General features: G+C 44.2%; 2 protein-coding genes. Both read right to left on the reverse strand.

Annotation, left to right across the window (positions count from 1 at the left end; all coding sequences use genetic code 11):
- Positions 1–45: 45 nt before the first annotated feature.
- Complete coding sequence (locus tag BG32_RS10470; protein WP_259459674.1) at positions 46–510, reverse strand: Asp23/Gls24 family envelope stress response protein; 465 nt, start codon at positions 508–510, stop codon at positions 46–48.
- 16 nt (positions 511–526) lie between these two features.
- Positions 527–874 (reverse strand): elongation factor P (locus BG32_RS10475; protein WP_121526802.1); only part of this gene is annotated, 348 nt, incomplete at its 5' end.

Raw genomic sequence — 874 nt, forward strand, 5'->3', positions numbered from 1 at the left:
TCCCTCATTTTTCGTCTGCTTTTGTTTGGACCTGCCGTCACCTTTTCAACCTTCTTTTTCTCTATCTTCGTCTTCTTCTACAGTAGAATCTTGTGAAGCCATTTTTTCTAACTCAGGTTTGGCTTCTACGCTTTCAAACTCCTCTTCTTCCTCGATGACAGCAGGCTTCTGGGCTTCTTCGTAAACATCTTCAATTGTAATCGACACGTCTTCTACCTTTATGCCGCTAAAGCTTTCGACGTCGTTCTTCAGTTTCTCCTGCATTTTTCTGGCGTACGAAGGTATCGAGACACCATACTTGATTTTTGTGTTTACGTTAATCTTGACGGTCTTGGTCCCATCGACCTTTTCATCAAGATCAATGTCAACTGTCGACTTGGCCTCTTTTCTTGCTTTTCCTTCCTTTGGATCGAACTTGAGGAATTCCATGTAGGAGTGAATAGCAATATCCCGGATTACAGCCTCCGAGATTTCAATTCTTCCGAGATCGGTCTCTTCAAAGTCCATCATTCTCCCTCCTTTCCACCTAAGCCCTTTCGATATATTCGCCTGTTCTTGTATCTACTCGAATCAGCTCTCCGTTCTCGACGAAGAATGGGACAGAAACCTTCAATCCCGTTTCGAGAACAGCCGGTTTGCCGCTTCCAGAAACTGTATCACCTTTATAGGCAGGTGCAGTATTCGTTACTTTGAGGACGACAGTGTTTGGAAGTATAACACCTATGGGTCTATCTTCATGGAACTGAAGGTCCACTTCCTCGTTTTCCTTGATGTAGTCCAGAGCATCTCCCATCTCGTCTACACCAATTGTATACTGCTCATAGGTCTCAAGGTCCATGAAATGGAAGAGCTCATCCTCCGAGTAAAGATACTG

This window comes from Mesotoga sp. HF07.pep.5.2.highcov (assembly GCF_003666285.1).
Lineage (GTDB): Bacteria > Thermotogota > Thermotogae > Petrotogales > Kosmotogaceae > Mesotoga > Mesotoga prima.

Coding starts and splice junctions, on each gene's coding strand:
- BG32_RS10470 (WP_259459674.1), bottom strand. CDS start 510: ATGATGGACTTTGAAGAGACCGATCTCGGAAGAATTGAAATCTCGGAG.